Source organism: Pseudomonas sp. NFR09 (assembly GCF_900111535.1).
GTDB classification, from domain to species: domain Bacteria; phylum Pseudomonadota; class Gammaproteobacteria; order Pseudomonadales; family Pseudomonadaceae; genus Aquipseudomonas; species Aquipseudomonas extremorientalis.
Window position 1 is genome coordinate 669,439 of sequence record NZ_FOIH01000001.1, and the last position, 23,837, is coordinate 693,275.

General features: G+C 58.6%; 20 protein-coding genes. 10 read left to right on the forward strand and 10 right to left on the reverse strand.

The window, feature by feature from the left end; genetic code table 11:
• Positions 1-52 precede the first annotated feature (52 nt).
• Together rpsI and rplM are read right to left on the reverse strand one after the other, a co-directional pair.
• Entirely contained in the window at positions 53-445 is a 393-nt protein-coding gene (gene rpsI / locus BMX59_RS03030) for a 30S ribosomal protein S9 (RefSeq protein ID WP_002555064.1), read from the reverse strand.
• Between the two features lie 14 nt (positions 446-459).
• Positions 460-888 (reverse strand): 50S ribosomal protein L13, encoded by a 429-nt coding sequence (gene rplM / locus BMX59_RS03035; protein WP_003188508.1) that lies wholly within the window; start codon positions 886-888, stop codon positions 460-462.
• 248 nt (positions 889-1,136) lie between these two features.
• Between rplM and BMX59_RS03040 the strand changes: the two genes are divergently transcribed.
• Positions 1,137-2,177, forward strand: coding sequence for an NADP(H)-dependent aldo-keto reductase (locus BMX59_RS03040; protein WP_093119866.1), 1,041 nt, complete (start codon positions 1,137-1,139; stop codon positions 2,175-2,177).
• 113 nt (positions 2,178-2,290) lie between these two features.
• Here the strand turns inward: BMX59_RS03040 and BMX59_RS03045 are convergent, their stop codons facing one another.
• Positions 2,291-3,427 (reverse strand): acyl-CoA dehydrogenase family protein, encoded by a 1,137-nt coding sequence (locus tag BMX59_RS03045; protein WP_071491121.1) that lies wholly within the window; start codon positions 3,425-3,427, stop codon positions 2,291-2,293.
• Between the two features lie 220 nt (positions 3,428-3,647).
• Between BMX59_RS03045 and BMX59_RS03050 the strand changes: the two genes are divergently transcribed.
• Complete coding sequence (locus tag BMX59_RS03050; protein ID WP_170856032.1) at positions 3,648-4,568, forward strand: GlxA family transcriptional regulator; 921 nt, start codon at positions 3,648-3,650, stop codon at positions 4,566-4,568.
• A gap of 250 nt (positions 4,569-4,818) precedes the next feature.
• The gene (locus tag BMX59_RS03055; protein ID WP_092240710.1) at positions 4,819-5,079 is read left to right on the forward strand and encodes a hypothetical protein; all 261 of its coding nucleotides are present in this window, start codon (positions 4,819-4,821) and stop codon (positions 5,077-5,079) included.
• A 62-nt stretch (positions 5,080-5,141) separates the two neighbouring features.
• Here BMX59_RS03055 and zapE read toward each other — a convergent pair whose 3' ends face one another.
• The 3 genes from zapE to BMX59_RS03070 form a co-directional block, all read right to left on the reverse strand.
• Positions 5,142-6,236, reverse strand: coding sequence for a cell division protein ZapE (zapE, locus tag BMX59_RS03060; protein ID WP_071491119.1), 1,095 nt, complete (start codon positions 6,234-6,236; stop codon positions 5,142-5,144).
• Between the two features lie 79 nt (positions 6,237-6,315).
• The gene (locus BMX59_RS03065; protein WP_093119870.1) at positions 6,316-7,671 is read right to left on the reverse strand and encodes a tryptophan--tRNA ligase; all 1,356 of its coding nucleotides are present in this window, start codon (positions 7,669-7,671) and stop codon (positions 6,316-6,318) included.
• Between the two features lie 24 nt (positions 7,672-7,695).
• Positions 7,696-8,325, reverse strand: coding sequence for an alpha/beta hydrolase (locus BMX59_RS03070; RefSeq protein WP_093119873.1), 630 nt, complete (start codon positions 8,323-8,325; stop codon positions 7,696-7,698).
• A gap of 147 nt (positions 8,326-8,472) precedes the next feature.
• Between BMX59_RS03070 and BMX59_RS03075 the strand changes: the two genes are divergently transcribed.
• On the forward strand, positions 8,473-8,910 hold the full coding sequence (locus BMX59_RS03075; protein WP_032893585.1) for a Z-ring associated ZapG family protein: 438 nt from the start codon (positions 8,473-8,475) through the stop codon (positions 8,908-8,910).
• Positions 8,911-9,019: 109 nt separating this feature from the next.
• Here the strand turns inward: BMX59_RS03075 and BMX59_RS30030 are convergent, their stop codons facing one another.
• A complete protein-coding gene (locus BMX59_RS30030) occupies positions 9,020-9,292 on the reverse strand; it encodes a hypothetical protein (protein WP_139212846.1) in 273 nt (90 codons plus the stop codon).
• 96 nt (positions 9,293-9,388) lie between these two features.
• Complete coding sequence (locus tag BMX59_RS03080) at positions 9,389-11,113, reverse strand: ABC transporter ATP-binding protein/permease (protein ID WP_093119876.1); 1,725 nt, start codon at positions 11,111-11,113, stop codon at positions 9,389-9,391.
• A 64-nt stretch (positions 11,114-11,177) separates the two neighbouring features.
• Here BMX59_RS03080 and BMX59_RS03090 point away from each other — a divergent pair, with 64 nt between their 5' ends.
• Entirely contained in the window at positions 11,178-13,973 is a 2,796-nt protein-coding gene (locus tag BMX59_RS03090) for a dermonecrotic toxin domain-containing protein (protein ID WP_139212847.1), read from the forward strand.
• A gap of 59 nt (positions 13,974-14,032) precedes the next feature.
• Here the strand turns inward: BMX59_RS03090 and BMX59_RS03095 are convergent, their stop codons facing one another.
• On the reverse strand, positions 14,033-14,593 hold the full coding sequence (locus BMX59_RS03095) for a response regulator transcription factor (RefSeq protein ID WP_003171731.1): 561 nt from the start codon (positions 14,591-14,593) through the stop codon (positions 14,033-14,035).
• Positions 14,586-15,848: an ATP-binding protein gene (locus BMX59_RS03100; protein ID WP_058423028.1), complete on the reverse strand. Its 1,263-nt coding sequence runs from the start codon at positions 15,846-15,848 to the stop codon at positions 14,586-14,588. Before BMX59_RS03100 ends, BMX59_RS03095 begins: the two co-directional genes overlap by 8 nt.
• Before the next feature lie 205 nt (positions 15,849-16,053).
• On the opposite strand from BMX59_RS03100, the gene BMX59_RS03105 reads away from it, so the two are divergent.
• The 5 genes from BMX59_RS03105 to BMX59_RS03125 all read left to right on the forward strand — a co-directional run bounded on the left by BMX59_RS03105 (position 16,054) and on the right by BMX59_RS03125 (position 23,824).
• Positions 16,054-16,767, forward strand: a complete 714-nt coding sequence (locus BMX59_RS03105; protein WP_071491113.1) for an SIMPL domain-containing protein — start codon at positions 16,054-16,056, stop codon at positions 16,765-16,767.
• Between the two features lie 90 nt (positions 16,768-16,857).
• Positions 16,858-18,459 carry an ABC transporter substrate-binding protein gene (locus BMX59_RS03110; RefSeq protein ID WP_093119883.1) on the forward strand — a complete coding sequence of 534 codons (1,602 nt, stop codon included), beginning with the start codon at positions 16,858-16,860 and terminating at the stop codon, positions 18,457-18,459.
• Between the two features lie 258 nt (positions 18,460-18,717).
• Complete coding sequence (locus BMX59_RS03115; protein ID WP_092240696.1) at positions 18,718-20,346, forward strand: ABC transporter substrate-binding protein; 1,629 nt, start codon at positions 18,718-18,720, stop codon at positions 20,344-20,346.
• A 304-nt stretch (positions 20,347-20,650) separates the two neighbouring features.
• Positions 20,651-22,255, forward strand: coding sequence for an ABC transporter substrate-binding protein (locus tag BMX59_RS03120; RefSeq protein WP_093119887.1), 1,605 nt, complete (start codon positions 20,651-20,653; stop codon positions 22,253-22,255).
• Positions 22,256-22,426: 171 nt separating this feature from the next.
• A complete protein-coding gene (locus BMX59_RS03125; RefSeq protein WP_092240692.1) occupies positions 22,427-23,824 on the forward strand; it encodes an OprD family outer membrane porin in 1,398 nt (465 codons plus the stop codon).
• The last annotated feature ends 13 nt before the right edge of the window (positions 23,825-23,837 follow it).

Below are 23,837 nucleotides of genomic sequence, written 5' to 3' on the forward strand. Positions count from 1 at the left end.
AAACGCCCAGCTCCGTGAGGAGGCTGGGCGTTTTTGTGGAACGTAAAGCGGATTAACGCTTCGAGTACTGCGGACGCTTACGCGCTTTACGCAGACCGACTTTCTTACGTTCAACTTCACGAGCATCGCGAGTCACGAAGCCAGCTTTGCGCAGGGCGCCACGCAGGGTTTCGTCGTACTGCATCAGAGCGCGAGTGATACCGTGGCGGATTGCGCCAGCTTGACCACTTACACCGCCACCGATAACGGTGACGTAGATGTCGAACTTTTCAACGGTCTCGGTCAGTTCCAGCGGCTGACGAACTACCATGCGGGCAGTTTCGCGGCCGAAGAAGTTGTCCAGGGAGCGGTTGTTGATCGAGATGTTACCAGTACCCGGACGCAGGAAAACGCGAGCGGTTGCGGTTTTGCGACGGCCAGTGCCGTAATTTTGAGTCGCCGACATAATGAACTATTCCGTTAAAACTTCAGTTCTTGGGGCTGCTGAGCAGCATGAGGGTGTACAGCGCCCGCATAGACTTTCAGCTTGCGAAACATATCGCGACCCAGTGGGCCCTTAGGCAGCATGCCTTTGACCGCGATTTCGATCGGGGCTTCAGGCTTCTTGGCAATCAGGCCTTCGAAGTTGGAAGACTTGATACCGCCTGGGAAACCGGAGTGACGGTAGTACATTTTGTCGCTTGCTTTGTTGCCGGTTACACGAACCTGCTCAGCGTTGATGATCACGATGTAGTCACCGGTGTCAACGTGAGGGGTGTACTCAGGCTTGTGCTTGCCACGCAGACGGCTGGCGACTTCAGTGGCCAGACGACCCAGGGTCTGACCAGCGGCGTCGACGACAAACCAGTCGCGCTGAACTGTTTCCGGTTTTGCAGTAAAAGTTGTCATTCTTTAATAGCCTCAGGGGCCGCCCTGTAAATTAGACGGCGGATCTTACTGAATAGTGCGTACTTTGACAAGTCAAAGGCAGCCGGATACAGACGCTATCGGGGGCTCGGGTCGGCGCGTCCGTTCAACGGCAAGATTCTTCGGCAGGCGGCGCATCACTTCCACTGCAGAAAGAGGTGGGCAATTATGCAGATTGCGAAAAAAAATTCAACCTGCTTTTATGATTGTTTTCCCTGAAGGAGTACCCGATGGATTATCGACAGCTGGGCCGTACGGATCTGAACGTGAGCGCGATAGCCCTGGGCACCATGACCTGGGGCGAGCAGAACAGCGAGGCAGAGGCCTTCGCGCAGATCGAGCGGGCCAAGGGCGCGGGGATCAACTTCCTCGACACCGCTGAAATGTACCCGGTGCCGCCCAAGGCCGACACCTATGCCACCACCGAACGCTACATCGGTAATTACTTCAAGAGCCGTGGCGACCGTGCCGACTGGATCCTCGCCAGCAAGATCGCCGGCCCCGGCAACACCATCGACTACATCCGCGACGGCCACCTGCGCCACAACCGCAAGCACATCGTCGAAGCCCTGGACGCCAGCCTCAAGCGCCTGCAGACCGACTGGATCGACCTCTACCAACTGCACTGGCCGGAACGCAGTACCAACTTCTTCGGCCAACTGAGCTACAAGCACAAGGACGAAGACAACCTCACCCCGCTGGAAGAAACCCTCGAAGCGCTGGATGAGCAGGTGAAGGCCGGCAAGATCCGCCACATCGGCCTGTCCAACGAAACGCCGTGGGGCACCATGAAGTTCCTCGCCCTGGCCGAAGCCCGTGGCTGGCCGCGTGCGGTGTCGATCCAGAACCCCTACAACCTGCTCAACCGCAGCTTTGAAGTGGGCCTGGCGGAAGTCGCGATTCGCGAGCAATGCGGCCTGCTGGCGTATTCGCCCCTGGCGTTCGGCATGCTCAGCGGCAAATATGAGAATGGCGCCCGCCCAGCGAAAGCGCGACTGACGGAATACAGCCGCTTCAGCCGTTACTTCAACCCGCAGTCGGAAGCGGCATGCAGCCGCTACGTTGCACTGGCGCGGGAGCATGGGCTGGACCCGGCGCAGATGGCGCTGGCGTTTGTGACGCAGCAACCGTTCGTGACCAGCAACATCATTGGTGCCACGTCGCTGGAGCAACTGGATAACAACATTGCCAGTGCGGATCTGAAACTGTCGAAAGAGGTATTGGAAGGGATTGAGGCGATTCAGAAGGATCACCCGAACCCAGCGCCTTGATTGATCTTAAGACCGCTATCGGGGGCAAGCCCCCTCCCACATTTTGATCTGTGAATACATTCAAGTGTGGGAGGGGGCTTGCCCCCGATTTGGCCATCAGCAGAACCGCCCAATCAAAGCGCCCGCGCAATGATCTCCTTCATGATCTCATTGGTCCCCGCATAAATCCGCTGCACCCGCGCATCCGCCCACGCCCGGGCAATCGGGTATTCCCACATGAAGCCGTAGCCTCCGTGCAACTGCACGCACTCATCGAGCACCTTGCATTGCAGGTCGGTAGCCCAGTACTTGGCCATCGCCGCCGTGGGCACATCCAGCTTGCCTTCCAGGTGCAACGCCATGCACTTGTCGACAAACACACGGCCAATCTGAATCTCGGTCGCCATCTCCGCCAGCTTGAAGCGGGTGTTCTGGAAATCGGCAATCGCCTTGCCGAACGCCTGGCGTTCACGGGTGTACGCCAGGGTCCACTCCAACGCCGCCTCGGCGGATGACAGCGCGCCAATCGCCACGGTCAACCGTTCCTGAGGCAGCTCCTGCATCAGATAGGCGAAGCCCATGCCGGCCTGACCGAGCAGGTTTTCCTTGGGCACCCGCACATCCTGGAAGAACAGCTCCGAGGTGTCCTGGGCCTTCATGCCCACCTTCTCCAGGCGCTTGCCCTTGTCGAAGCCTGGCGTGTCGGCTTCCACCAGGAACAGGCTGGTGCCCTTGGCGCCGGCCTTGGGATCGGTCTTGGCGACCACGATGACCAACTCGGCCAGGTAGCCATTGGTGATGAAGGTTTTGGAGCCGTTGATCACGTACTCATCGCCGTCCAGCACCGCCGTGGTCTTCACGCCTTGCAAGTCGGAACCGGCGCCCGGCTCGGTCATGGCAATCGCCGTGACCAGCTCGCCGGAGATCAACTTGGGCAGGTATTTGTGTTTCAGCGCTTCACTGCCGTAATGCAGGATATAAGGCGCCACAATGTCCGAATGCAGGGAAAAGCCGATGCCGGTCAGGCCCAGCCGGCTGATCTCTTCGATCACCACCGCGCTGTATAAAAAGTCCGCGCCCAGCCCGCCATATTCTTCCGGCAGGTGAGAGCAGAGCATGCCCGCCTCCCCCGCTTTGCTCCACAAATTGCGGTCGATGTAGCCCTGTTTCTCCCATTGCCCATGGAACGGCGCGGCGTCCTTTTCGAGGAAGGTGCGCACGCTCTCGCGGAAGAGTTCGTGTTCCGGGCTGAACAAGGTTCTGGGAATCATGGGTCACCTGCATGGATTGTCGGACAAGAGCGAGCCCACAGAGACTATGCCGCGAAGGCAGCACGGGACACTGGACACATGCGACAAAAAATAAGACGATCCAGCCGTCTGGTGACCACTTTCCCCTATAAGAATAAATGAAATTATGTCTAACCAAATCTCCACGCCCTTGCGGCGCGTCAGCATTTTGGCCATTGATCGGGTATTCGCTTCCACCCTCATGCAAGCCAAGGATTTCTTCCACCTCGCCAGCCTGCGTTACGGCAAGCAACAAGGCCTGGGCCTGACGCCAGGGTTTGAAACACGCCTGGTCAGCCCCGATGGGCAATCGGTGTGCAGTTTCAGTGATGTGATCATGCCGGTGGACGGCGGCCTGGAAGACGCCGACATCATCGTGCTGCCGGCCTTCTGGGATGACTTCGACACCTTGTGCGCCCGCTACCCGCAAGTGCTGCCGTGGCTGCGCGAACAGCATGCACGCGGTGCTGTGTTGTGCGGCGAAGCCACCGGGGTATTCTGGCTGGCCGAAGCCGGCCTGCTCGATGGCAAGGAAGCGACCACCTACTGGCGTTTCTTCAATGCGTTCGGCGAACGTTTCCCCAAGGTCCAGCTCAACCAGGACAAGCACCTCACTGACGCCGACAACCTGTATTGCGCCGGCGGCACCACCTCGGCATGCGACCTCTACATCTACCTGATCGAACGCTTCTGTGGCGCCAACATCGCCCAGGCCGTGGCCCGCGATATCCTCTACGAAGTGCAGCGCAGCTATTCGCCAGGACGTATCGGGTTTGGCGGACAGAAGCTGCATCAGGACGTGATCATCCTGCAGATCCAGCACTGGCTCGAAGAACACTTCGCCGACAAATTCCGCTTCGAAGACGTGGCCCGGGAACACGGCATGAGCATCCGCAACTTCATGCGCCGCTTCCAGACCGCCACCGGCGACAAGCCGCTGCACTACCTGCAACGGCTGCGTATCGAGACGGCAAAGGGCCTGCTCTCGGGCAGCCGCAAGAGCATCAAGACCATCAGTTATGAGGTGGGTTACGACGATGCGAGTTTCTTTGCACGGCTGTTCAGGCAGCACACGGAGTTGTCGCCGAACCAGTATCGCCAGCAGTTTCAGCAAGCGGCGTAGGTTCGCCGCTTGACGAAGCAAACGACCCTGTACACCGCAATGGTGCAGGGTCGAATTGAGAACCCTATGCCCGCCTACAAGCCCCTCACCCAATTCCTACTGACGAATAAGATGAAGTCGCTAGGTTGCGCCTTGGGCGCCTGCCATTTTAAACGAGGTCGAAGCCGTTGATTTCTGCCGAGCTACGGTCCGAATGCACAAAGGGCTTTTTCCAAACCGACTTACTTGAAATCAGGACGGAGACTCAATCATGTCATCCATAGGCAGCAACGCTCAATCGTTCAACCCAGCTGTACAACCAAATAAGTTAGACGCAAGTCAATTCAACGAAAATCTGACCGATCAGTTGAATCCACAAATGGATGAGAAAAAGAACAAGGAGGAGAAATATCCGGAGCTGGAGTTAAAAGTAATATTCAAGGGTCCGGACGGCGCGCTCTACGAGTTAAAAAAGGGCGAAATGCTCCTCATAGAACCGGCACCACCCAGCACAGACCAGATCACTTATTAACCAGCGCCCAAACTATAAAAGGACCGCAATCGCTGCGGACCTTTTATAGGCGTTACGTCAAGTTACGGCTTGTGCCCACGCGACAGGAACTCATGGGACTGCATTTCCAGCAAGCGGCTCAGGGTGCGCTGAAATTCGAAGTTTAGGCGACCGCCGGTGTACAGGTCCTTCAACTCAACTTCCGCTGAGATGATCAGCTTCACGTTACGGTCGTAGAACTCGTCGACCATGTTGATGAAACGTCGCGCGATGTCGTCGGTGGTAACGCTCATCTGCTCCACGCCGCTCAGGATCACCGCGTGGAAGATCTTGCCCAGTTCGATGTAGTCGTTCTGGCTGCGCGGGCCGTCGCACAGTTGGCGGAACTCGAACCAGGCCACGTCGTCGCAGGTGCGCAGCGCGATGATTTCGCGGTTCTCGATCACCAGCTTGTCGTTTTCCACCGCCTGGGTGCATTCCGGCGTAAGGGCACGGAAGCTCTTTTTCAGGCTTTCGTGGGCCGCCTCATTGAGCGGGAAGTGGAACAGCTCCGCTTGCTCCAGGTGACGCAGACGGTAGTCGACGCCGCTGTCGACATTGACGATCTCGGTATGCTGCTTGATCAACGCAATGGCCGGCAGGAAGCGTGCGCGTTGCAGGCCGTCCTTGTACAAACCGTCGGGCACGATGTTCGAGGTGGCGACCAGGGTCACGCCGTTCTTGAACAGCTCTTCCATCAGGGTGCCGAGGATCATGGCGTCGGTGATGTCGGAGACGAAGAACTCATCGAAGCAGATCACCCGCGCTTCTTCGGAGAAACGCTTGGCGATGATGGTCAGCGGGTTTTTCTCGCCCGGCAGGGTCTTCATCTCTTCGTGCACGCGCTTCATGAAGCGGTGAAAGTGCGTCCGGACCTTTTCCTTGAACGGCAGCGCTTCGAAAAAGGTGTCCACCAGGTAGGTCTTGCCCCGGCCCACGCCCCCCCAGAAGTACAGGCCCTTGACCGGCGTGTGGTCTTTCTTGCCAAACAGCTTGCTGAACATCCCTGGCTTGCTTTGCGAAGCCGCGAGCAGGTCATCGTACAGGCGCTGCAGATGACGCACCGCCGTTTCCTGGGCCGCGTCATGGAAGAATTCAGGGCGTTTCAGATCAGCTTGATATCGTTCTAGGGGCGTCATAATTTCGTTAGCAAGGCAACAAAAACGGGCCGTCACTGTAACGACGGCCCTGGATAATGGCAATCAACCCTTGGTCGGGTTAATCCTCGAGGGGGGTCAACGCGACGCGCAGAGCGGCGATGGCCGCATCGCGGGACGCTTCGTCGGCGAACTCAGCACTGTCCGCCACCGTCACGCCGTCCAACCACACGCTGAAGCCCAGGGCCTCGGTACGCAGGTCCAGCGCGTCGCCGCTTTGCAGTTGCTTGGTCACTGCGCCCGCCGCCTTGCCATCGGCAAAGTTGCGCGACAACAGCAGTTGCTCGCCGTCGGCGGCCAGCAGGCGGAAGCGGAAACTGCCGTCGTCTTCACGGAAGCTCACGAAGCGCGCGGCTTTCGCCGCTTTCTTCTTGGCGGCGACTGGTGCCGCAGCCTGGTTGACAAACGAACGCAGGCCCACCGCTTCACGCAGTTCAGCCAGGAACGGCGCCGCCACGGCACGGGCCTTCTTGGCGCCGATCAGCAGCAGGTCTTCCATGTCAGAAGGGCTCGACATCAGTTGATGGTAACGCTCGCGGGCTTCACCCAACTGGCCGTCCAGCAGGTGGAACAGGCGGTTCTTCGCCTCGCCCCAACCCAGCCCTTGCAGCAGTTCGGCACGGAATTCTTCTTCCTGCGCCTTGGTCGCAAACGCCTGGTACAGGGTGAACAGGTGCGAATTGTCCGGGTCCTTGGCTTCGCCCGGGGCGCGGGAGTCGGTGACGATCCGCGAGATGGCGTCCTTCATGTCCTTGGCGCTGGTGAACAATGGGATGGTGTTGTCGTAGCTTTTCGACATCTTGCGGCCGTCCAGGCCCGGCAAGGTGGCGACGCTTTCTTCGATCAACGCCTCGGGCATGGTGAAGAATTCTTTACCGTTGCCGAACAGGTGGTTGAAGCGCTGGCCGATATCACGGGCCATTTCCACGTGCTGGATCTGGTCGCGACCGACCGGCACCTTGTGCGCGTTGAACATCAGGATGTCCGCCGCCATCAGCACCGGGTAGCTGTACAGGCCCATGCTGATGCCCGCATCCGGGTCTTCGCCGGCTTCCACGTTCTTGTCCACCGAGGCCTTGTACGCGTGGGCGCGGTTGAGCAGGCCCTTGGCGGCAACACAGGTGAGCAGCCAGGTCAGTTCGGGGATTTCCGGGATGTCCGACTGGCGATAGAACGTCACCCGGTTCACATCCAGGCCACCGGCCAGCCAGGTCGCGGCGATTTCCATGCGCGAGCGCTGGATGCGCTGCGGGTCATCGCATTTGATCAGGGCGTGGTAGTCGGCCAGGAAGTAGAAGGAGTCGGCATTGGCGTCCTGGCTGGCGAGGATCGCCGGGCGGATCGCACCGGCGTAGTTGCCCAGGTGCGGCGTGCCGGTGGTGGTGATGCCGGTGAGGATGCGGGTACGAGTCGTCATGGGTAATCGCTTATCAGACTGCTATCAATTCGAGAGGCGCGGCAGCACCAGATCCTTCAGATCGGTGAGCTTGCCGTGAAAAAAGTGTCCGCATTCTGCCACTTTCAGCAGCTCATGGGGGCGATTCAAGGCGGCGGACCAGTCGTAGACGGTCTGCGGGTCGACCACTTCGTCGGTTTCCGGCTGGATAAGGGTCAGTGGGCAGGCCTGGGGCAGCAGGTCGCTGTCACGCAGGCGCATCACCGCGGCGGCGACCATGAACAGGTGCGAGAGTTTTTCGCCCTTGGCCTCCAGGCGGCCACCCAGGCTGGCGGCCACGTAGCCTCCGAAGGAAAACCCGAGCAAGGTGATCGGCAGGTCGGGGTGTTTTTCCCGCAACCAGGTAGCAGCCGCTTCAGCATCGTCCACTTCACCGGTGCTCATGTCGTGGGTGCCGGCACTCGCGCCGACGCCACGGTAATTGAAACGCAAGGTGATCAAACCGGCATCGCGGGCGGTGCGTTGCAAGGTCGATACAACTTTATTGAGCATGGTCCCGCCCTGCACCGGGTTAGGGTGACAGATCAGCGCCAGGCCACGTGGCTCGGGGTGATCCAGGTACAGGGCTTCCAATTGGCCTACCGGGCCATCGATCAAAACGGGGGTTTCACGCATGAGCAAGGAATGAACTCCGTGACCTCTCAAAGGGTCGACTCGTCTAGCTAAAAGTCTGTGCTTGGCATCATTGCGAGCTTAATCGCGGTATACAGCGCAGGTTTGAGCCGTTAACGTAAAGCAAAGCCGTTTATAGAGGAAGGACTCGTGGAACACTCGCTCTTAGTTTGGTTGTTGCCGACTCTTGCCCTGGTTGCCGGTGTCGCCATTGGTTTCCTGGTTGCTCGCTTGCTGCCGAATGCCGCGCCTAACCGCACGCAGCGTCAGCTGGATGATATCCAGGAACGTTTTGACAGTTATCAGAACGAGGTTGTTACCCACTTCAACAGCACCGCGACCCTGGTCAAGAAGCTCACCCAGAGCTACCAGGAAGTACAGGATCATCTCGCCGATGGCGCCAACCGCCTCGCCCTCGACGACATCACCCGCCAGCGCCTGCTGGCCGCGTTGCATTCCGATGCGCCGCAGCCCCCACGGGAACGCCTGACCCCACCGCGGGAAAACCAGGAGCCGCCACGGGACTATGCGCCAAAAACGCCGAACGCCCCTGGCATGCTGGATGAGCATTACGGTTTGAAGAAGTAAGTCGTCTTCAAGTACAAAAAAGCCCGGCTGATCAATGATCAGCCGGGCTTTTTTTGGGGCCTACCTGCTCGACTGGAATCGCTGCCGGCCGCTGAAAACGGGGCTTAAATCACAGCCTGGTCAACGCCTCGTGGCTGGACCTGTGATTGCAGCCGTCCTGCTTGTTCATCAGATGAATCACCGACGTTGCCAGTCGAGCCAGTGAATTCACGACACTGGCCGCAACCGGCCCGGTACAACCGCTCATGCATCCGCTGTTTTTCTCTTCGGTGGCCATTGCACGGGTAGGCTCAGGCTGGGGAGCGGCTGAAGGTGTGGCACTCTGGGCGGTAGCCGCGTAATAGGAAGGCTGGGTGGTTGAAAAAGCATTCACCGAATTCATAAAAAACCTCTGGATCAGTAGGAAAAATAGGGGATCCCCCCACCCCTTGAGTGAGTGTCCTCCCCAAAACGGTTCCTTTTCTGACCCGGCCTCACATCATACTGGGACTTGTTCCTGCAACTGCCCCCCCTCGATCCGCACATGCCGTCCATGGAAGCGCTTGAGGCTGCTGCGATGGCCGACGCTGACGATGCTCAGCCCCGGCAACTCATCGATCAACGCCTGATACAAGGTCGCCTCATCCTCTTCGTCCATGGCCGACGTCGCTTCGTCCATGTACAGCCATTGCGGCGCGAACAGCAACGCGCGGGCAAAGGCCAGGCGTTGCTGTTCGCCCGGCGAGAGCATGCGTTGCCAGTGGTTGGCTTCCTCCAGTCGGCCGATCAGATGGGGCAGGCGACAGGTTTCCAGGGCCTGTGCATAACGTTCTGCCGGGTAGACGCTGTCGTCCTGTGGATAACTCAACACCGCCTTCAACGTGCCAATCGGCAAGTAGGGTTTCTGCGGCAGGAACAGATAGCGCTCGGCCGGCAGGCGGATATTGCCGTGACCGTTGGGCCACAGGTTGCCCATGGCCCGCAGCAACGTCGACTTGCCGCTGCCGGAACGACCGCTGAGCATCAGGCGCTCGCCCTCGGCAACGGTCAGGTCGGCGCCTTGCAGCAGGTGACGGCCGTCGGCTAGGTCCAGACTCAGGTCCTTGACCTGCAAACCTACGCCCTGATGCTGCAGGCCAATACCCATGGTGCGCGTTTCGTTGTCTTGCATGGCCTGGCCGAAACTCAGCAGACGATCACAGGTGGCGCGCCAACTGGCCAGCAATGTATAGGCGTCGACAAACCAACTGAGGCTGCCCTGCACGCTGCCGAACGCCTGAGCCACCTGCATCAGCACGCCCAGTTCGATCTTGCCGGCGAAGTAACGCGGCGCCGCCACCACAAAAGGAAAGATGATGGCGATCTGCGAGTAACCGCTGGTGAAGAAACTCAGACGCTTCTTGAGCTGCATGATGCTCCAGAAGTTGCTCCATACCCGTGCGAAACGCGCGCTCAATTGATGGTGTTCGTTAGGCTCACCGTTGAACAGCGCGATGCTTTCCGCGTTCTCCCGCACCCGCACCAGGCTGAAGCGCAGGTCCGCCTCAAAGCGTTGTTGACGGTTGCTCAAGCCGATCAGTTTTCGACCAATCACATGCGTCAGCCAACTGCCGATCACCGCATACACCAGCGCGGCCCAGAACATATAGCCGGGAATCGTGATGCCCCACACTTCGATGCTGCCGGACACCCCCCACAGGATCACCGAGAACGACACCAGGCTCACCAGGTTGCTGATAAAACCCAGCCCCAGGGTCAGGGTGCTGGCGGTAAATGCATTGAGGTCTTCGGAAATACGCTGGTCGGGGTTATCGGTGTAACCGCCGTATTCCAGGTGGTAGTAGTTCTTGTGGCCCAGCCATTGGGCAAAGTAGCGTTCCGTCAGCCAGCGGCGCCAGCGGATGGTGAGCATCTGTTGCAGATAGGACGAGAACACGCCGGTTACAATCGCCACCACCGCAATCACGCTGAAGTACATCAGCAGGTGGGTAAAAGCGTCGTAGTCCTTGTGCTCCAGCGCGTTGTAGAAATCGCGGTTCCAACTGTTGAACCACACCGATACAGCGACGCTGAACAGCGAAAGCCCCAGCACCACCAACAGCAGCAGCCAGGCGATGCCCTTCTCTTCACTGCGCCAGTAGGGCGTAATCAACCCCCACACCCGCCGTAGAAATTGCCCACGCACCGCGTCGTTGACCGCGGAATACTCAGCGTTCTGATTCATTGTTTCGCTCGGCGCAGTAGTGTGAGTGGATCATAAGGTAGGCTTTAGCGCAGCGGGCAATTCGATGTCGCTCATTCAGTCAGCGTTCAGTATTTATTTGACTTACATCGGCTGGCAACCAGTACTCGAAACCGTCCCACTTACTCTCGGCACTTTGGAACACGCTCAGAGAGAAAAATCCTATATGACCCTTCCCACGTCGATACAATTTGTACGCCTGCCCCCACAGACCATACCTACCGTCCAGGAGCAAACCATAGATGACTCCAGACAACTGCCCGCCTCGCCTGGACGGATCACGGAAGTCTATGAAACGGTCGACGCGTCCCACAGTAGCCAAAGCGTTGAACGCCTTATAAAAAATGCCAGCCAAACCATCCTGACGCCGGCACAGGAAACCTCACAAATAATTGCGCAAGCGTTGCGCAAAAAATTCAACCTGCAGCTGAACCCCGACCATACCTATATCGTAACGACCAACTACGACACGACCAAACCGGCACCGTCGGATGGCAAGATACTCAACCAAATTAGCCTGACCGAGGCCGCACTGACCAACGTACGCAGGAAAAACAATGACGATGAATCGCCTACCGGACTGGCGCGGACGCACCCGACAGCCTCAAGACTGTTGAATATTTTTCATTCCTTTCCTCTCGTGTCAGTCATTCAGATGGCCCACGATTTCATGAGCCCGACATACGAGTACGTCGTTCGAGGCACAGACACCTCAAAGGACTCAGTACCGAATCTGTCGTCAAAGGTCTCGCTTACGCCACAACAATTTCGGGATCTGGTATGGGAAACCGAGCTGATTACGCCTTACAAATCCTACTTGGACACGTTCTGGGCAACCCATGAAAAACCCTACGAGCTACTCACCAAGATAGCCCTCGTTCAAGCTGCCCTTGCACAACAAAAGGACGGCAGCCTGAGCAATGAAGAAACCCGCCTGGTCCTACGTGCATCGGGCCTTCAACCTGGAAAGCCTTGGTCTGAAACCAGTGTCAAGAACCTGGAAGCCCCGTATGCCAAGGACCCCGACGTCGACGTTGGTCTACTGTCGATCAATGGCGACGTATCTACCGACCTGCTGTACATCATCGACAAAAAGACCCGCCTGGACAGCCACGGCAAACCGATTAAAACCACCCTGCTGCATATTCCGGGCAACTCATCACCCCTGCACAGGTTTGATAACCCCGAAGCCATGAAAACCTGGCTGGCCGACCAGGCGGCTGACCCGATCAAGCGGACGGCGTTGCTTAACCACTTCACCAAGAACGACCAGGACGACAAGTTTTTTTCTGACGGCGTGAAGCAGTCCCTCGTGGGACTGGGGGGCTGGACCGAAGCACAGAAACCCAATGCGCTGGGCTTTACCTCACTCAGTGATTGGGACCCTCAGCGCTATATTACTCTGGAGCCCCTGAACGGCGACCCATTCAAGGCCATGACCCAGCGTCAAAAAGAGCGCGCCTATGCCGACGCCGATCACGACATCACTACCGATGGCGATGTAATCAAGGACGCCGCACTGAAACTGGCAGAGGCCGCTACTGCCACAGCGTTGCTGCTGACCCCGTTGGCGTTTGTCATGCCGGAGGTAGGCCTGGCGCTGGATGCGATCTACACAGGGGCCGGCATTACAGAGGTGGGCGTCGGTATCGATGATCTGGCCCACGGCAAATCCCGCGGGACCGACCGGATCGTGTTTGGCGTGCTCAAAGCAGTGCCCGGTATCGCCGGCAGCGCATCCAAGCTCGACAGAGGGACGGCGTCGATTGAATCGGCGGTGGCAGACGAGGCTATCGAAGCACCCAACAGCCCTCCAACCGAAGACGTGACAACGCCGGCACCCACCGAAGCCGCCAATCGCCTGCGCCCCTCTGAATCTAACAACATCAGTGCCCATGCCGTCGAAGACGGCGAAAGGCTTATAGAGCACGCAACGAAGAACGCCAACAACATCTATCACCTCCGTGACGCCGACGGCCTGGACCGGTGGTTCATTCGACACACAGATCATTCGGAGATAGAACGGGTATATGAACTCAAAAGCAATTTTAAACTAACCGATCAGTACGCCGAAATTATTGACCCCACCTCCAGGCAATCGATCATGACTGTGCATCTCGACAAGGAGGGCATTTGGGTACAACTGGACAAAGGCGCAGGTATAAATTTCCCATGGAATGCCAGTAACTCCTCTGCCAAAGCTCAACTTGCGCAAGACATCAGCCGGATAGACAAAGACGAAAATGCACTGAGTAGCGCAGAGCGCGAGCGGGTGCTGGACGAGTTGACCCGCTTGACGCAGACGTCCAGGGCTGAAGATTACGAGAGCCTGAATGAGTACACCGAAGCCGGTTCGGGCGAAATCAATGAAATCCTTCGCACGGAGGTCGATCCAAACAAGTACCCACCGAATGTGAGCGAATTCCTGTCCGACCTGGATGAACAAGCCGAATACAGCGGCAAGGCCTATCGCTACGCCTTTGTTACATCAGAGGGCGCTGACAAACTCAAAAACGGTGTTGGGAGAGTATTCAGGGACAGCGGCATCCAATCGGCGTCGACCCAGGCCTTCAACGCCAAGGGCTGGGCAACCTGGGCAAAAGACACGCTGCCCGTAAAAAACCGCCAACCGGTAATTTATATCTTCGATGAGTCGATTGCCAAAAAGAACCTCTCCAGCAGCATCCTCCCCGACCACGTTGCGATCGAACCGCAAGCCTCACTCGAAGTGAGCGCTGCCAAGATAAAAGACGGTATTTTGTATGTATCCTTCAAAGCCCCCGCCAAGTTGCCGGATCAGCGCTATAACCTGTTCGACGGCCGTGTTGCCTTTCCCTACTGAGTAACCACTCTGGCGAAGAAAAAGCCCGGAAAGTCCGGGCTTTTTTGATCCAGCATTGCTCAACGCCGTACCGGACGCTTCTGCAACTTGCGCTGCAAGGTACGGCGGTGCATGCCCAGGGCGCGAGCGGTGGCGGAGATATTGCCTTCGTGCTCGGTCAGCACGCGCTGGATGTGCTCCCATTGCAGGCGGTCCACCGACATCGGGTTTTCCGGCACCAGGGTGTCGAGGTCGGCGTGTTCGGAGAGCAAGGCGGCCAGCACATCGTCGGCGTCCGCCGGCTTGCACAGGTAGTTGCAGGCACCGCGCTTGATCGCCTCGACGGCGGTGGCAATGCTGGAGTAACCGGTGAGGATCACCACGCGCATTTCCGGGTCGAGTTCCAGCAGCTTGGGCAGCAGCACCAGGCCGGAATCGCCGTCCATCTTCAGGTCGAGCGCGGCGTAGTCCGGCAGGTCGGCCTGGGCGATGGTCAGGCCCTCTTCGGCGGAGCCAGCGGTGCTGACGCGAAAACCGCGGCGGCTCATGGCGCGCGCCATCACGCGGGTAAAGGTGGCGTCGTCATCTACCAGCAACAGGTGCGGCAGTTCTTCGCCTTCGACTTGGATCTCGTCACTCATCGATATCTCCTCGTGCGACACGGGGCAGGCGCAGCTCGGTGAGCGTGCCACCTTCCTCATGACTATAGAGCTTCACTGAGCCGCCCGCGCGGGTCACGCTGGCCTTGCTCAAAAACAGGCCAAGGCCGAAGCCTTTGCCCTTGGTGGTAAAGAAGGGCTTGCCGATCTGCTCGGCAATGGCCAGCGGCACACCTGCGCCGTGGTCGCGAATGCTGATGGTCACGTCTTCGGCATCCCAGTCCAGCTGCACACCCAGGCCTTCAGGGCAGGCGTCGGCGGCGTTGTTCAACAGGTTGAGCAGCGCCTGGGTCAGATCCGGTGGTGGCGCCATGCGCGGCACCGTGCCCTGCCCTAATAGATGAAAACGGTAACTGGCTTCGGGGCGCATCAGGTGCCAACGGTTCAGGGCTTCATCGAGCCACTGGGTCACGTCCTGCATCTCCACCGCCAGGCGGCGATTGGCCTCGGCGGCGCGTACCAGTTGCTGCAAGGTCTGCTTGCATTGCTTGACCTGTTCGCGCAGCACGCCGAGGTCTTCCTGCAACGCAGGATCGTGGTGGTCCTGGGTCATTTCGTTGAGCAGCACGCTCATGGTGGCCAACGGTGTACCCAATTCATGGGCAGCGCCGGCGGCCTGGGTGGCGACAGCCAGCAGTTGCTGATCGCGCAGGCCTTCTTCACGGCGAATGGCGCGCAGCTCTTCCTGGCGGCGCAGTTCTTCGGCCATGCGTGCGGCGAAGAAGGTGATGACGGCGGCGGACAGCGCAAAACTCAGCCACATCCCGTAGATCTGCAGGTTTTCCCGGGCGATGGGAAAGGTTTGCAGCGGGTAGAAGCGCGCCAGTAACAGGGTGTAGAGGGTCAGGGCGATGCCCGACAGCACTACCGAATACCGCCACGGCAAGGTCACGGCGGCAATGGTCAAGGGCACCAGGTAATAAGACACGAATGGATTGGTGGAACCGCCGGAGAAATACAGCAACACACTGTGGATAAACAGGTCGCAAGCCAATTGCAGGGCGTACTCCAACTCGGTCACCGGCCAGGTGGTGCGCAACCGGATGGCGGTGAACACGCACAGTACGATGGAGAAACCCAGGGTCACGCCCAGTTGCAGCCACGGCAGAGGCAGCAGGTCGAACCAATAGGCGAGCCCGACGGAGCCGGCCTGTGCGGCCAGCACCAGCGTGCGGATGAACGTCAGGCGCCAGAGGTTCTGGCGGGTGGCGGAAGTCAGTTTTACGGCGGCGAGCATGAGCTCTCCCGGTGAGCGCTGCAGGCGGATCGGCAGGAGTATAAACGAAGCAGACCCACCGGCACGGCGCGTGTGGCTCTTTGCCGCAGGCCGGGCAAATGACCGTTCGTCGGCATCGCTACAACATGTAGGTAATGTGTAAACCCGAAGAACCCGGTGCCACCGTCTACAGTCATACCGAACACGATCACCTCAAGGAGCTTTCATGTCTCGTTTCACTCGCAGTGCAGCTGTCATCACCCTCGGCGTGGCCACCCTGGCCAGCCTTCCGGCCGTGGCCGCCGAAGGATTGAACTACAACCAGATTTCCCTGCGCGCCGAGGTCAGCCAGGAAGTGGCCCGCGACAAGATGATCGTCACGCTGTACACCGAGTCCCAGAACAGCGACCCGGCCAAACTCGCCGCCGAAATCACCACCACCATGAACAAGGCCCTGGGCCAGGCGCGTGAAGTCAAAGGCGTAACCCTGCGCCAGGGCAGCCGCAACAGCTACCCGATCTACGACAACAAGAACCAGAAGATCACCGGCTGGCGCGAGCGCGCCGAGCTGCGCCTGGAAAGTGCGGACTTCCCGGCGCTGTCCAAGCTCACTGGTGAACTGCAGAGCACCCTGAAAATGGAAAACATGGAGTTCTCCATCGCCGACACCACGCGCAAGTCCAGCGAAGATGCGCTGCTCAAAGATGCAGTCGCCGCATTCAAGGCTCGCGCCCAACTGGCCACTGATGCGCTGGGCGGCAAGGGCTACAAGATCGTCAACCTGAACTTCAACACCAATGGCTACCCGATGCCTTACGCCCGTGGCGGGATGATGATGAAGGCCGCGATGGCTGATTCAGCACCCACACCTGAAGTGGAAGCCGGCACCAGCCAAGTCAACATGAGCGCCGATGGCGTGATTGAAGTGCAGATGCCATGACCCCTACCTGATAGACATGAACGGCGTTACCCTCGGTGGCGCCGTTTTCGTTTGGGCAGCTTATATACACCTGCCACTTCAGGGGTCTCCATGGAAAGAATTGCCTTAAAACCGCTCCTCCTCGCCGCCGGACTGCTGGCCTTCATGCCAGTGGCCCACGCGGCCAGTACCCTGGTCTATTGCTCCGAAGCCAGCCCCGCCGGCTTCGACCCCAGCCAGTACACCAGCGGCACCGATTTCGATGCGTCGGCCGAGACCGTGTTCAACCGCCTCACGCAGTTCAAGCGTGGCGGCACCGAAGTCGAACCGGGCTTGGCGACAAGCTGGGACATCTCCAAAGACGGCCTGACCTACACCTTCCATCTGCGCGATGGCGTCAAGTTCCACACCACCGATTTCTTCACCCCTACCCGCGATTTCAACGCGGATGATGTGCTGTTTACCTTCAATCGCCTGCTGGATGCCGACAGCCCGTTCCGCAAGGCTTACCCCTCCGAGTCGCCGTACTTCACCGACATGGGCTTGAATACCACGATCAAGAGCGTCGAGAAACTTGACGACTATACCGTGCGCTTCAACCTGAACAACGTCGATGCGTCGTTTGTGCAAAACCTGGCCATGAGCTTTGCCTCGGTGCAATCGGCCGAGTACGCCGCGCAACTGCTCAAGCAGGGCAAGGCCGAAGAGATCAACCAGAAACCGGTGGGCACCGGGCCGTTTGTGTTCAAGCGCTACCAGAAGGATTCGCAGATCCGCTACGTGGCCAATAAACAGTACTGGAAACCCGAGGATGTGAAACTCGACAACCTGGTGTTCGCCATCACCCCGGATGCCGCGTCACGCCTACAGAAACTCAAGGCCGGCGAATGCCAAGTCAGCGGTTATCCGCGTCCTGCCGACATCGAAGTGATGAATCAGGACCCAAACCTGCGTGTACTGCAACAAGCCGGTTTCAACCTGGGTTTCCTGGCCTACAACGTGACCCACCCGCCGCTGGATCAGCTCAAGGTGCGCCAGGCCCTGGACATGGCCATCGACAAGCCGGCGATTATCAAGGCGGTGTACCAGAGCGCCGGACAATTGGCGCAGAACGCGCTGCCTCCAGCGCAGTGGTCTTATGACCCCACCATCAAGGACGCGCCCCATGACCCGGTCAAGGCCAAGGCGCTACTAAAAGAAGCAGGGGTTGCACCAGGAACTACCATCAACCTGTGGGCAATGACCGTGCAGCGCGCTTCAAACCCGAACGCACGCATGTCGGCACAAATGATCCAGCAGGATTGGGAGAAGATCGGCATCAAGGCCAATATCGTCAGCTATGAATGGGGCGAATACATCAAGCGCGCCAAAAATGGCGAGCATGACGCCATGATTTATGGTTGGACGGGCGACAATGGCGACCCGGATAACTGGCTCGGCGTGCTCTACAGTTGTGCTGCGGTGAAGGGCAGCAACTACGCCAAATGGTGTAACCCGGCCTATGACAAATTGGTGCAGCAGGCCAAGGTCAGCAACGACCGCGAACAGCGCATCAAGTGGTATCAACAGGCACAAAAAATCCTTAAGGAACAGGTACCTATAACGCCTATTGCAAACTCGACGGTTTTCCAGCCCCTGCGCAAGGAAGTTCGGGACTTCAAGATCAGCCCCTTTGGCCTGACACCGTTCTACGGCGTGAGTCTAGATAAGTAACAGAAGCGCCCCAACCGAGTGCGCCAGACGCCTCGGATGGGCCTTTTTGGTGCGACGGATGCACCGAAAAAACCCTCGAAATATACGCAAATATGTCGAAACTTTCATAATTGCGACATTCCTGTACGTTCGTACCACTGTTTCAGCCTCGCAACGGTTCAGCATCTTGCAATGGGTATGGCGCCTGCATAAGTATCCGCAGGCCGACTCACGAGGTCGCCCTCACCACCAAAAATGACAACAAATCATGAGGCCAACATGCTTAAACACGCAGTCATTCCGTTAATTGTTAGCGCTGGCCTTATGGCCGCAGCTCCTTTCGCCCAAGCGGCGACTAACCTGGTGTTCTGCTCCGAAGGGAGCCCGGCCGGTTTCGACCCAGGCCAGTACACCACCGGAACAGACTTCGATGCCTCGGCCGAAACCATGTTCAACCGCCTGACCCAGTTCGAACGCGGCGGCACCGCTGTGATTCCTGGGCTGGCTACCAGCTGGGACGTGTCTCCGGATGGCTTGACCTACACCTTCCACCTGCGTGATGGCGTCAAGTTCCATACCACCCCGTACTTCAAGCCGACCCGTACCTTCAATGCCGATGACGTGCTGTTCACGTTCAACCGCATGATCAACAAGGACGATCCATTCCGTAAGGCCTACCCCACCGAGTTCCCGTACTTCACGGACATGGGGATGGACACCAACATCAAGAACATCGAGAAAGTCGATGACCATACTGTCAAGTTCACCCTTGGCACCGTGGACGCCGCCTTCATCCAGAACCTGGCGATGAGCTTTGCCTCGATCCAGTCGGCTGAATACGCCGCCCAACTGTTGAAAGAAGGCAAGGCTGCGGACATCAACCAGAAGCCGGTCGGCACTGGCCCGTTCGTGTTCAAGAGCTACCAGAAAGACTCGAACATCCGCTACACCGGCAACAAGGACTACTGGAAACCTGAAGACGTGAAGATCGACAACCTGATCTTCGCCATCACCACCGACCCGTCGGTGCGCATCCAGAAGCTCAAGAAAAACGAATGCCAGATCACCCTGTTCCCACGTCCGGCCGACCTCAAGGCGCTGGAAGCGGACAAGGACCTGAAACTGCCGAACCAGGCCGGTTTCAACCTGGGCTATATCGCCTACAACGTCATGGACAAGGTCAAGGGCAGCGACCAGCCAAACCCATTGGCTGACCTGCGCGTACGCCAGGCGCTGGACATGTCGGTGAACAAACAGCAGATTATCGACTCCGTGTACCAGGGCGCCGGCCAACTGGCTGTCAACGCCATGCCGCCGACCCAATGGTCGTATGACACCACCATCAAGGACGCCAAGTACGACCCTGAGAAAGCCAAGTCGCTGCTCAAGGAAGCCGGCGTCAAGGAAGGTACTGAAATCGTTCTGTGGGCCATGCCGGTTCAGCGTCCGTACAACCCGAACGCCAAGCTGATGGCAGAAATGCTGCAAAACGACTGGAAGAAGATCGGTCTCAACGTGAAGATCACCAGCTACGAGTGGGGCGAGTACATCAAGCGCTCCAAAGGTGGCGAGAACCAAGCCATGATCATTGGCTGGAGCGGTGACAATGGTGACCCGGACAACTGGCTGAACGTGCTGTTCGGCTGCGACTCGCTGTCCGGTAACAACTTCTCGAAATGGTGCGACAAGAAATTCGATGGCATCGTGAAAGAAGCCAAGGCCACGTCGGACGTCGCCAAACGCACCGAGCTGTACAAGCAGGCGCAACATATCCTCAAAGATGCAGTCCCGATGACACCTATCGCGCACTCGACGGTGTATCAACCCATGCGCAACACCGTACAGGACTTCAAGATCAGCCCGTTTGGCTTGAACTCCTTCTACGGCGTGAGCGTAAGCGGCAAGTAAGAAGCCATGACGGCGACGGTTCATAACGTCGCCGTTATTGCATCCGCCTGGCCCGTAGGAAACAGACCACGCTCGCAATCGTTGCCTCCTACAGCAACGAACTGCGATGCACGGCGCCGTTGCCTACAGGGTCAATCCGATTTGGCGCATTTACTGCGAAGTCCGCGACCCATAACGTCGTAGGACAGCAGAGGCTCCAAACTCGGAAAGGCACTTGCTGCGTGTGGGATCAGTGATGTCCCCCTGGCTGAATGCCGGGGTGATTGCTCGCTGATGACAACTACAAACAAGGATCGGGATCGTCATGCGCCATACCACCGTTCTATCCGCAATTTTTGGTACCAGCCTGCTGGCTGCGGCCACAATGGGCCACGCCGCTGACAAGCGCAGCCTGGTGTTCTGCTCGGAAGGCAGCCCGGCCGGCTTTGACACCGCGCAGTACACCACCGCCACCGATAACGATGCGGCCGAGCCGCTGTACAACCGCCTGGTTGAGTTTGAAAAAGGCGAGACCGGTGTCGTACCCGCGCTGGCAACCAAGTGGGATATTTCGCAGGACGGCCTGACTTACACCTTTCACCTGCGTGAAGGGGTGAAATTCCACAGCAACAAGGAATTCAAGCCGACTCGGGACTTCAACGCCGACGACGTGCTGTTCACCTTCAACCGCATGCTTGACCCCGACCATCCGTTTCGCAAGGCCTACCCCACCGAGTTTCCGTACTTCAACGGGATGAGCCTGAACAAGAACATTGCCAAGGTCGCGAAAACCGACCCGCACACCGTGGTGATTACCCTGAACACGGTCGATGCCGCGTTTATCCAGAACATCGCCATGAGCTTCGCCGCGATCCTGTCGGCCGAATACGCCGAGCAATTGCTCAAGGCCGGTAAGCCCAGTGACATCAACCAGAAGCCGATCGGCACTGGCCCCTTCGTGTTCCAGCGTTACCAGAAAGATTCGCAGATCCGCTATGTGGCCAACAAACAGTACTGGGACCCGAGCAAGGTCAAGCTCGACCAGCTGATTTTCGCCATCAACACCGACGCTTCGGTGCGCGTGCAAAAGCTCAAGGCCGGCGAATGCCAGGTGACCCTGCATCCGCGCCCGGCTGACGTCGACGCCCTCAAGGCCGACCCGAACCTGAAACTGCTGACCAAGCCGGGGTTCAACCTCGGCTACATCGCCTACAACGTGCGCCACAAGCCGTTCGACCAGCTTGAAGTGCGCCAGGCGCTGGACATGGCGGTGAACAAGCAGAGCATCCTGAATGCCGTGTACCAGGGCGCCGGGCAATTGGCCGTAAACGCCATGCCGCCGACGCAGTGGTCCTACGACGAGACTATCAAGGACGCCGCCTACAACCCGGAAAAAGCCAAGGAACTGCTCAAGGCTGCCGGCGTGAAGGAAGGCACCGAAATCACCCTGTGGGCGATGCCGGTGCAACGGCCGTACAACCCCAACGCCAAGCTGATGGCCGAGATGCTGCAAAGCGACTGGGCCAGGATCGGCCTCAAGGTCAAGATCGTCAGCTACGAGTGGGGCGAGTACATCAAGCGCACCAAGAACGGTGAGCACGATGTGAGCCTGATCGGCTGGACCGGCGATAACGGTGACCCGGACAACTGGCTGGGCACCCTCTACAGCTGTGACGCCATCGGCGGGAACAACTACTCCATGTGGTGTGACCCGGCGTACGACAAGCTGATCAAGCAAGCCAAGGTCGTGACCGACCGCGAACAACGGACTGTTCTGTACAAACAGGCGCAGCAACTGCTCAAGCAGCAGGTGCCGATCACGCCCGTCGCCCACTCGACGGTCAACCAGCCGTTAAGCGCCAAAGTCGAAGGGTTCAAGGTCAGCCCCTTCGGCCGCAACGTGTTCTCGGGCGTCAGTATCACCCCATAAGAAAATAACCGGATTGCGCAGGGCGGCCCCCGCCTTGCTGCAAACGCGCGGCCTTTTGTTGGGATTTTTCCTACGCCAAACGTTTGCAATGGCTTGAACGAGTTACACACCCAATAGCCGGATCACCAAAAAAGACCGGCATTAAAAAGAGAACCAAAGGAGCTTCAACCCATGAAACTGAGCAGCAAAGCGCTTCTGGCCCTGGCCATCAGCAGCATCACGGCCACCGCCTACGCGGAACCCGCCAGCCAGGACTTCGTGCCGACCACACTGGCCGGCACCAGCGCGCAAAGCGAGGCCAAGGGCTTCATCGACGGTCAAAGCCTGGGCGGTACCACTCGCAACTGGTATGCGAACGAAATGAAGTTTCGCAACGACCGCTTCAGCTATCGCAAAGACGGCGTGAAGACGCCGATCTCGCGCCGTATCAACTGGGCCCAGGGCACCATCCTCAACTACACCTCGGGCTTCACCCAAGGCACTGTCGGGGTCAGCACTGAAGTCGCTGCCTACAACTTCATCGCCCTCGACCGCGACCGCAAAGATATCGCCGGCGGTTCCAACCGTACCCTGGCGGATTCCGGCGGCGACGCTGTAGGCCAGTGGAGCAAACTGGGCCTGGCCAACGTCAAGTTCCGTGTCTCCAACACCACCTTGACCGCCGGTCGCCAGAACTTCAGCACCGGTATCGTCGACACCATCGGCAACCGTGCGCTGCCTTCGAGCTTTGAAGGTGTGAGCTTCAACAGCGAAGAGTTCAGCAACCTGTCGTTCCAGGGCGGTATCTTCGATCGCGTTTCGCCGCGTACCGAGCAGAGCCTGTCGAAATTCCGTTCCGAATACGGCAATGGCCAGGAAACCGACAAGGTCAAGACCCTGGGCTTCAACTACCAGCCGTTCAAGAGCCTGAAAACCAGCGTGTTCGCCGCCAACGTCGAAGACTTCTGGAACCAGTACTACTTCGGCGCAACCCACGAACTGGGTGATGCTCAGACCCTGGCACTGACCACCGGCCTGAACTACTACAAGACCACCGACACCGGCAGCAAGAAGATGGGCAACATCGACAACGACACCTACTCGTTGTCCCTGGGCTTGACCCACCAGGCCCACAGCCTGACCTTCTCGTACCAGGAAGTGAACGGTGACGAGTACTTCGACTACCTGCACGAAACCAACGGCATCTACCTGGCAAACTCCCTGACTTCGGACTTCAACAGCCCGAACGAGAAGTCTTTCCAGATCGCCTACGCCATCAACATGGCCGAATACGGCGTGCCAGGCCTGAAGTTCAACGTCTACTCGGCGCGCGGTTGGGGCATCGACGGTACTCACTACAACGGCACCGCCTACGGCGAAGCCGGCGCATCGCGTAGCGACCTGCGCCTGATGGACGGCGAGAAACACCAGGAATACGGCGTTGGTACTTCCTACGCAATTCAGAGCGGCCCGCTCAAGGCCACTACGATCCGTGGCACCTACGTGACTCACCGCGCCAGCGCCCAACAAGCTGACGGCAACATCAAAGAGTTCCGCCTGGTCACCACCATCCCGTTCAACATTCTTTAATCAGCGCCAAGTA